The 8,971-nt window shown below is 43.4% G+C and carries 9 protein-coding genes and 1 pseudogene; 7 read left to right on the plus strand and 3 right to left on the minus strand.

Annotated elements, in window-relative coordinates; all coding sequences use genetic code 11:
• On the minus strand, positions 1–319 hold a 319-nt coding region (locus WBJ10_RS03685), incomplete at its 3' end, for an MBL fold metallo-hydrolase (protein WP_424288203.1).
• 56 nt (positions 320–375) lie between these two features.
• Here WBJ10_RS03685 and recJ point away from each other — a divergent pair.
• The 4 genes from recJ (at position 376) to WBJ10_RS03705 (ending at position 4,974) form a co-directional block, all read left to right on the plus strand.
• Positions 376–2,082, plus strand: a complete 1,707-nt coding sequence (recJ, locus tag WBJ10_RS03690; protein ID WP_424288204.1) for a single-stranded-DNA-specific exonuclease RecJ — start codon at positions 376–378, stop codon at positions 2,080–2,082.
• 14 nt (positions 2,083–2,096) lie between these two features.
• Positions 2,097–2,831: an LPS export ABC transporter ATP-binding protein gene (gene lptB / locus WBJ10_RS03695; protein ID WP_424288205.1), complete on the plus strand. Its 735-nt coding sequence runs from the start codon at positions 2,097–2,099 to the stop codon at positions 2,829–2,831.
• A gap of 24 nt (positions 2,832–2,855) precedes the next feature.
• Positions 2,856–4,364: a GH3 auxin-responsive promoter family protein gene (locus WBJ10_RS03700; RefSeq protein ID WP_424288206.1), complete on the plus strand. Its 1,509-nt coding sequence runs from the start codon at positions 2,856–2,858 to the stop codon at positions 4,362–4,364.
• Between the two features lie 148 nt (positions 4,365–4,512).
• Positions 4,513–4,974, plus strand: coding sequence for a DUF4112 domain-containing protein (locus WBJ10_RS03705; protein WP_424288207.1), 462 nt, complete (start codon positions 4,513–4,515; stop codon positions 4,972–4,974).
• On the opposite strand, the gene WBJ10_RS03710 is transcribed toward WBJ10_RS03705, so the two are convergent.
• Both WBJ10_RS03710 and serS read right to left on the minus strand, forming a co-directional pair.
• Entirely contained in the window at positions 4,967–5,347 is a 381-nt protein-coding gene (locus WBJ10_RS03710; protein WP_424288208.1) for a response regulator, read from the minus strand. The two genes, WBJ10_RS03705 and WBJ10_RS03710, sit on opposite strands and share 8 nt — an antisense overlap.
• A gap of 194 nt (positions 5,348–5,541) precedes the next feature.
• Entirely contained in the window at positions 5,542–6,813 is a 1,272-nt protein-coding gene (gene serS / locus WBJ10_RS03715; RefSeq protein WP_424288209.1) for a serine--tRNA ligase, read from the minus strand.
• 93 nt (positions 6,814–6,906) lie between these two features.
• Here serS and rsmI point away from each other — a divergent pair, with 93 nt between their 5' ends.
• From rsmI to WBJ10_RS03730, 3 genes and pseudogenes are all read left to right on the plus strand, one after another.
• A complete protein-coding gene (gene rsmI / locus WBJ10_RS03720) occupies positions 6,907–7,578 on the plus strand; it encodes a 16S rRNA (cytidine(1402)-2'-O)-methyltransferase (RefSeq protein ID WP_424288210.1) in 672 nt (223 codons plus the stop codon).
• Between the two features lie 53 nt (positions 7,579–7,631).
• Entirely contained in the window at positions 7,632–8,270 is a 639-nt protein-coding gene (locus WBJ10_RS03725) for a PH domain-containing protein (RefSeq protein WP_424288211.1), read from the plus strand.
• Positions 8,271–8,971: pseudogene (locus WBJ10_RS03730) on the plus strand (apolipoprotein N-acyltransferase); the annotation flags it as partial.

The following is an 8,971-nucleotide window of genomic DNA, read 5'->3' on the forward strand; positions in this document are numbered from 1 at the left end:
TGTCATCTCCCTTCTTATTTATCATTCCGCCAGAATGGTCAAAATGCAGATGTGACATCAGCACCAGGCTGACATCAGCAGGATCAAAACCGGCTTTGCGTATGTTCTCGTGGATAATTAACTCATCGGCCTCATTACGAAAACCCAAGCCCGCATCCAGGATGATCAGGTGCTCTTTTGTCTTAACAAGAAATGGCTGAACATAAATAAAGAGCGATGCCGGCCTATCCTTTGGATTATGAATAGCTGGGTCAAAAGGAATAAACGTCTTGGAAATATCTACGGAGTACGACCCTTCATGTAAGGCTATTGCTTTCAAAGTCTTTGTTTATTATGAGGTTAAATTCTATTTTTACAGCTTTCAAGGGCAAAGATATGCAAAAAAGGTGGGTGGAGCAGGAGGTGGTAAACCTCGCTGAAATGGAGGAATTACAGCGTACTCTAAACGTTGATCCGGTTTTAGCGGCCCTGCTTGCTAGAAGGGGAATTAGCAATTTTGAAGAAGCCCGTCGTTTTTTCCGGCCGGATCTGGAGAATCTGCATGATCCTTTCCTGATGAAGGATATGGACCTAGCCATCTCACGCATCGAGCTGGCGATAGCATCCGGTGAGAAAATCCTTATTTACGGCGATTATGACGTCGACGGAACAACATCCGTAGCACTGGTCTATAGCTTTTTTAAGAAATATCACCCGGAAATTGATTTTTATATCCCTGATCGCTACAAAGAAGGATATGGAATCTCCACACAGGGGATTGATTATGCCACACATAATGGGTTCACTCTAATCATTGCAATCGACTGCGGGATTAAATCGGTTGACAAGATCGACTATGCCAATGAAAAAGATATTGACTTTATTATCTGTGATCATCACCTGCCGGGAGATGTTTTGCCCGCTGCAGTTGCCGTGCTGGACCCGAAGCGCTTGGATTGCCAATATCCCTACAAGGAACTTTCCGGGTGCGGGATAGGATTTAAATTGGTACAAGCATACACCGAGAAACACGGCATACCATTCAATGATATTTCTTGCTATCTGGATCTGGTTGCTGTGAGCATTGCTTCTGATATCGTTCCTATCACTGGCGAAAACCGTGTTCTTGCCTGGTTTGGGCTGCTAAAAATAAATACAGAACCGTGTAAAGGTATATCGGCCTTAATGAATTTATCGGGCCGGAAGGCCAAACTGACCATCACCGATGTAGTTTTTACTATTGGCCCACGAATTAATGCTGCAGGAAGAATCGATGATGCAAAACATGCAGTTAGCTTGCTGATCGCAGATACAGAGGCCATCGCCTTCGAAAAAGGTCAGGTTATCAACTTAAAAAATACGGAACGTAAAGAACACGACAGTAATATCACCGGACAGGCCTTAGCCTTGATCGATTCCGATCCCGAGTTGATCGGAAGGAAAACAACTGTCGTCTACAATGAGGGATGGCATAAAGGAGTTATCGGCATTGTTGCATCCCGTTTAACGGAAAAATACTACCGTCCCACGATTGTTATGACTCTGTCTAACGGTTATGCCGCAGGATCCGCAAGATCGGTACTCGGCTTTGACCTGTATGAAGCACTTTTAGAGTGCGGCGACCTTCTTGAACAATTTGGCGGACATAAATATGCTGCGGGCCTTACCATTAAGCCCGAAAATATTCCAGCTTTTCAGCAAAGATTTGAAGAAGTGGTTGCACGGACCATCCCTGAAGAATTACTCATTCAATCATTAACGATTGACGCTGAATTGAAACTGGAACAAATAAGCCCCAAATTTTACCGCATTTTAAAACAGTTTGAACCTTTCGGGCCGCAAAATATGGCTCCGATATTTTTGAGCAGAAATGTTTATACTTACGGTTCCGCTTCCGCTGTAGGCGAAAAGCATTTAAAGATGAGTATACATCAGGATAACAAGACATACTTTAATTGTATAGGTTTCGGCCTGAGCGAATTTCTCCCTAAAATTAACAGTGGTATGCCCTTTGATATCTGCTATACCATTGAGGAAAATACCTGGATGAACAAGACGACACTACAATTGAATATTAAAGGTATACGTTTCTCCGAAGCTTAATCAGATAGCTAAAAATGATTCTAAGAGCTGAAAATCTCGTAAAAAAATATAAGCAACGCACAGTTGTTAACGACGTTTCTTTCCACGTTTCACAGGGTGAAATTGTCGGACTGCTCGGCCCTAACGGCGCTGGCAAAACAACTTCCTTTTATATGATCGTGGGCCTCATCAGGCCGAATGAAGGACATGTATTTTTAGATGACTCCGATATCACCGAAGATCCGATGTATCGCAGGGCACAAAAGGGTATTGGATACTTAGCGCAGGAAGCATCTGTTTTCAGAAAACTGACTGTAGAAGATAACATCAAGGCTGTCCTTGAGATGGGAAAGCTAAGTAAGGAGCAACAAAGGGAAAAGCTGGAGCAGCTTATTGATGAGTTCAGCTTGCATAAAGTCCGTAAAAATAGGGGGGACTTACTTTCTGGGGGTGAACGTCGCCGAACTGAAATTGCAAGAGCGCTTGCCGCAGATCCCAATTTCATACTACTGGATGAACCTTTTGCAGGAGTAGACCCGATCGCAGTGGAAGAAATTCAAAGTATTGTTGCAAAACTAAAATTACGGAATATTGGTATACTTATTACCGACCACAACGTACAAGAAACTCTTTCGATTACCGACAGGGCTTACCTGCTAGCCGAAGGAAAAATAATGCTAACTGGCACCCCATTAGAAATTGCGAATAATGAAATGGCCAAAAAATTCTACCTTGGCCAGAATTTTGAATTGCGTAAAAAGAAAATATAATCCCGGTAATAGTCTTATCATCACATGACAATAGTTAATTCTTTTTTTACCTGGATCATGAAAAAGCGGATGCACCAGATCGAGCTTTTCATAAAATATCCATATGATGTTCAGGATGAATGGTTTCAAAGCCTTGTTTCTTCTGCTCAGCATACCGAATGGGGTAAAGAGTATGGGTATTCCTCAATTTATACCCAGGATCAGTTTAAAGAACGTGTACCTATTCAAACGTATGATACCCTCAAGCCCTATATCGAACGGATGCTTGCTGGCGAACACAACGTATTATGGCCTTCTGAAATTAAATGGTTTGCAAAATCATCCGGTACCACAAACGATCGGAGTAAATTTATACCTGTAAGTGAAGAATCCCTTGAAGAATGTCATTTCAAAGGCGGTAAGGATCTTCTTACTATGTACTGCGACAACCGGCCGGATACTAAGATCTTTACAGGTAAATGCCTGGTACTCGGCGGCAGTCACCAAATCAACCAGCTTAATGCTGACTCATGTTATGGCGACCTCTCAGCTGTATTAATAAAGAATCTGCCCTTCTGGGCCGAATTCTACCGTACTCCTGATATGTCTATCGCACTCATGGATAACTTTGAAGAAAAGGTGGAAAAAATGGCACAGGCTACCATTGGCGTCAATGTCACAAATATTTCCGGGGTACCGACATGGAACCTGGTACTTGCAAAACGAGTCCTAGAAATTACGGGCAAGGACAATCTCCTTGAAGTATGGCCAAACCTGGAATTTTACTTCCACGGAGCCGTAAACTTTAACCCTTACCGGGAACAATTTAAAAAACTGATCCCCCGGGATGATATGTATTATATGGAAACCTATAATGCATCGGAAGGCTTCTTTGGGATCCAGGACCAGCCGAATTCTGAAGAAATGTTGTTGATGCTGGATTATGGCATCTATTACGAATTCCTTCCAATGGAACACATCCATGCTGAAAGCCCAAAGACCCTTGCGCTCGACCAGGTCGAGCTGAATAAGAACTATGCCCTAATTATCTCAACCAATGCTGGGCTCTGGAGATATATGATCGGTGATACAATCAAGTTCACCTCGCTTTCTCCGCATCGAATACAGATCACCGGGCGCACAAAACATTTCATTAATGCTTTTGGTGAAGAGCTTATCATCGACAATGCTGAGAAAGGGCTTTCAAAGGCCTGCAGCGAAACCAGCGCTATTATCAGAGATTATACTGCCTGCCCTATTTACTTCCGCGGCAACGATGCCGGAGGGCACGAGTGGATCATTGAATTCGAGAAGAAACCAAATGATATCAAGAGGTTCACGGATGTTCTTGATGAAACCTTAAGAGCCGTCAATTCAGACTACGATGCCAAACGCTATAAAGACATGGCACTACGCAGGCCTACTATCCATGTAGCCGAAGACGGCATTTTCTATAACTGGATGAAAAACCGTGGCAAACTTGGCGGACAGCATAAAGTTCCGAGGCTGGCGAATGACAGGACGTACGTGGATGAAATTCTGAAAATGCTTTAGGGAGTCAAAATCGAGGATCCAAGAACAAAACTTTAGAACCGTCTACCATTACTTGCCATTCTTTACTGAGAAAGAAAAGAAAGCCGTTCATCGTAAACCATACGATATAGCAAACACAGTCCGGCACAGGCTTTGTTAGAAATCTCACATGCAACAAAAACCAAACTCAAATCTAAAATGGGTGGAACGCGTATCTCACCTTATGGATGAGCAATTTCGCATACCGGGTACAAATTTCCGATTTGGACTGGATCCAATTATAAACTTTATCCCGGTAGCGGGCGGGCTTGGTGGTTTCGCAGTTTCTACGGTGTTGCTCCTTACCATGGCCAAATATGGGGTGAGCAGGAAGGTTTTACTAATTATGACTTTAAATATCATTCTCGATTCCACAATCGGCGCTATTCCCATTATTGGAAACATTTTTGATTTTGCTTATAAGTCGAACAGCCGGAATATAAAACTCCTTAGAGAACATTACGTCGATGGAAAACATCAGGGAAGCGGAAAGGGCATTATTGCATGGATTTTTATAATCCTGCTCCTGGCTTTAATTCTGGTGGTGTACACTTTATGGACTTTGGCCAGCTGGCTAATCGATATTATCTAATAACGATAGCATCAGGGTTTATAAACGATTTGATTTCTGAGACAAGCACATTGAGATCAAAAGGTTTTGCCATAAACGCATCGCAACCGTATTCAGAATTCCTTTGGGCAGCTTCGGGATAAGCCGATAACATGATGACTGGGATATCTTTTTTGGAGGGGTCATTTTTCAAATCCTGGCAAATTTCGCCGCCAGTTTTGCCGCTCAGCAAATAATCTATGATTATCAAATTAGGCTCGAAATCGTCTATCATTCGGAAGACGTTATCGCCTGAAAGCATCGGCCTGACCTGAAAACCAGAATAAGTAAGAGAAAGGTCAAGAGCTTGTAAAATACCGGGATCATCGTCCAACACTAAAATTCTATTATCCATACCGGGGGAATTATTTAACCTATAAAGGGAATTATAGTATAATACGTATGTTGGTAGGAATTTGTTTGGAAGGTGTTGTAAGTTGTAAGTTGTAAGTCATAAGTTACAAGTTTTACTCGTGGCTTGTCCGAGAGAAGCACGGCGTTTAGATACTTATAACCCATTACTTATAAATATTACTTATAACTTACAACTTAATCAATCACCTCAAACCCCGTATACCCCATCAACGCCTTCGGTATCTTAATCCCCTCCTCAGTCTGATTATTCTCAAGTAATGACGCCACAATTCTCGGCAATGCAAGTGCGCTTCCATTTAAAGTATGGGCGAGTTGAGGTTTGCCTTCTTTACCCTTATATCTTAATTTCAAGCGGTTGCTCTGGTATGTTTCAAAATTAGATACTGACGATACTTCCAGCCAGCGTGCCTGGGCGGCGCACCACACTTCCATATCATAAGTTTTAGCGGAAGTAAATCCCATATCTCCGCCGCAAAGGCTGAGAACGCGGTAAGGAAGCTCCAGCTTCTGAAGAAGGGATTGTACATAACTGCTCATTTCCTCCAGAACCTGATAAGATCCTTCGGGATGCACTACCTGAACGATTTCCACTTTATCGAACTGATGAAGGCGATTTAAACCCCGCACGTGTGCGCCATAAGAACCCGCCTCCCTACGGAAACAAGGTGTATATGCGCAATTCCGGATGGGTAATTCTTCTTCTTTGACAATTACATCCCTGTAAAGGTTAGTAACCGGAACTTCAGCCGTTGGGATGAGATAAAGATTGTCGATACCGATATGGTACATCTGACCTTCCTTATCGGGAAGTTGTCCCGTGCCAAAACCGGAAGCCTCATTAACTACAATAGGCGGCTGCATTTCCCTATACCCTGCAGCTTCTGCATTATCCAGGAAGAAGTTGATCAGCGCCCGCTGAAGTTTAGCGCCCTTGCCTTTATAAACCGGGAATCCTGCACCAGCAATCTTATTTCCCAGTTCGAAGTCGATGATGTCGTATTTTGCAGCCAGCTCCCAATGAGGAAGCGCATTTGCCGGCAATTGAGGGATCTGCCCGTGTTCAAATGCTACCACATTCTCATCTGGCCCAGCTCCTTTCGGTACAGATATATGCGGAAGATTGGGAAGCAAAACCAGTTCGTTCTGGAGCAAGACTTCAATAGCTGTTAGTTTATCGCCAAGCGTTTTAGTGTGTTCTTTGAAGGAATTGGTTTTCTGCTTTTCTGCTTCAGCCTCATCTTTCAAGCCCCGCCGCATCAGATCGCCGATTTTCTTAGCCGCTGCATTTGCTTCCGCGGAAATCGAATCAAGAAGAGTTTGAGTCTGACGACGATCGTCATCAAGTTGGATAATCTGATCGACCAGTTCAGGCTGTTTAAAATTCCTGACGGTCAAACGATTTAAAACTTCATCTCTATTTTCACGGATATAACTAACTTGCAGCATCTTTTTAATTTTAAGCAAAGATATAAACAGTTTGGAGTTTGGTGCTTGTTTTCAGACTATTTCCTGAGACGGCGTTCCGACTAAAATCGAAATATGAGCGGTAAACTTTACCTGGTACCTACCCCGATTGGAAATCTGGAAGACATGAGCTTCAGGGCTATCCGCATTCTTAAAGAAGTGGATTTAATTCTTGCGGAAGACACGCGTACAAGTGCCCCTTTGCTAAAACACTTTGGCATCGATAAAAAAGTTTTTTCTCATCATCAGCATAACGAACATAAATCGGTTACGGAGATTATCCGCTTCCTGAAAGAGGGGAAACAAATTGCGCTCATTTCTGATGCGGGTACACCGGCTATTTCGGATCCGGGATTCTTACTGGTTCGGGAGACTATTAAAAATGATCTGCCATTAGAATGCCTTCCTGGTGCAACGGCTTTCGTCCCTGCCCTGGTTAATTCAGGCTTGGCTGCCGACCGCTTTACATTTGAAGGCTTTTTGCCTGTGAAGAAGGGTCGTCAAACAAGGATGAAGGAATTGGCAGTTGAGGAACGGACGATGATTTTCTATGAATCCCCGCATCGATTGCTTAAAACGCTGGAGGAATTTGCGCAGTACTTTGGGGCCGAGAGGCAGGCTTCGGTATCGAGGGAATTGACAAAGATGTTTGAGGAAACGGTGAGGGGGAGTTTAGCGGAGGTTAAACTATACTTTGAGACGCATACGTTAAAGGGGGAGATTGTCATTTGTGTGGCGGGGAAGTGATGCCGCCTTCGGCAGGTAAACAAAACGTGGCGAAGCCACCAAATAAAATAACAATGGAACAATACCTAACAGACGACCAGGATCCGAAAACCACCGAAAAAATCCTCGGTAAATTACGCGACATGCTTACCTCCGGTGAAGCAGTAATCTATCTGGCTATCCAGAAGAAACCCGCGGTTACCCTCATTCCCGATTGCATCGCAATAACCAATAAACGGATCATCTTCTGCATCCCGGAAAATCTGGGCTTGACCACCAACTTTATTACCTTCCCTTGGGAAGATATTAAAGAGGTTTCCTTCAAAGAGGAATTCTTTGGCTCTAAGTTTCTCACGGTGCCGCAAAGAGGAGAGAATATTGCGATCGATTATATCCCAAAAGTTCAGGCGCGGAAGCTCTACCAGTTTTCTAACGAGCAGTTGGAAAAAAACAGGGGGATGGCTCAGAACTCTTTGAGCGATGACAAAAACACCCATCTGGGAAATTCAAATTCTTCCGAGGATTATACTTCCTATGTGGAAATTGAGGAAGAGGAAAAGCCCTTCATCCAGGCCCAAATTCCAATGGCGGCGGAAGAAACAGAAGATGAGGTGACGCAAAAGCTGAAGAAGCTTAAGACACTTTTTGAAAAACAATTGATAACTTCCGAAGAATACGAACGGAAGAAGGCAGATATTTTATCGCAGCTCTAGGTGAAACAAAACTATCTCTTAGCCCTCCTCAGTGCGTTCTTACTTTGGCTGGCATGGCCACCGATTCCATTTACATCTCTAATACTATTAGTGGGACTGGTGCCGATTCTAATCGCTACTGAAAATATCCTTACTTCCGATCTAAAGTCCAAAGGCAGGTTGATCTTCCGAACCGCCTTCTTGTGTTTTGTGGTATGGAATACGGCATCTATCTATTGGGTAAGCAACTCCCTACTAGCTGTGGGGATGCCTGTTTGGATGGCGATGTTTGTTTCAATTATCCCCTTCGGACTGGGTTCTCTACTCATGACGATTGCTTTCTGGTTATACTCCAGATTAAGGCTCGTAACAACCCGGGCTATCAGCTATGCGGGATTTATATGCTTCTGGATCAGTTATGAGTATCTGCACCAGGTCTGGGATTTGGCTTTCCCATGGATGAACTTAGGAAATGGATTTGCTCAATCGCACTACCTGGTACAGTGGTACGAATACACCGGCGTATATGGAGGTACCTATTGGGTATTAATGTCGAACATTTTGATTTTTGAAACATACCTGGCTTTCAAAGCTCAAGATACTCAAAAACGTAAAAATTGGCTTATCGGCCGATCAATAGCTCATGCGGTACTGCCGATTATAGTATCCTTATTAATCTATTTCAATTATACGGAGAAAGCCAATCCCGCAAACATCGTGGT

Source organism: Daejeonella sp. (assembly GCF_049655485.1).
Taxonomy (GTDB): Bacteria; Bacteroidota; Bacteroidia; order Sphingobacteriales; family Sphingobacteriaceae; genus Daejeonella.

Coding starts and splice junctions, on each gene's coding strand:
- recJ (WP_424288204.1), top strand. CDS start 376: ATGCAAAAAAGGTGGGTGGAGCAGGAGGTGGTAAACCTCGCTGAAATG.
- lptB (WP_424288205.1), top strand. CDS start 2,097: ATGATTCTAAGAGCTGAAAATCTCGTAAAAAAATATAAGCAACGCACA.
- WBJ10_RS03700 (WP_424288206.1), top strand. CDS start 2,856: ATGACAATAGTTAATTCTTTTTTTACCTGGATCATGAAAAAGCGGATG.
- WBJ10_RS03705 (WP_424288207.1), top strand. CDS start 4,513: ATGCAACAAAAACCAAACTCAAATCTAAAATGGGTGGAACGCGTATCT.
- WBJ10_RS03710 (WP_424288208.1), bottom strand. CDS start 5,347: ATGGATAATAGAATTTTAGTGTTGGACGATGATCCCGGTATTTTACAA.
- serS (WP_424288209.1), bottom strand. CDS start 6,813: ATGCTGCAAGTTAGTTATATCCGTGAAAATAGAGATGAAGTTTTAAAT.
- rsmI (WP_424288210.1), top strand. CDS start 6,907: ATGAGCGGTAAACTTTACCTGGTACCTACCCCGATTGGAAATCTGGAA.
- WBJ10_RS03725 (WP_424288211.1), top strand. CDS start 7,632: ATGGAACAATACCTAACAGACGACCAGGATCCGAAAACCACCGAAAAA.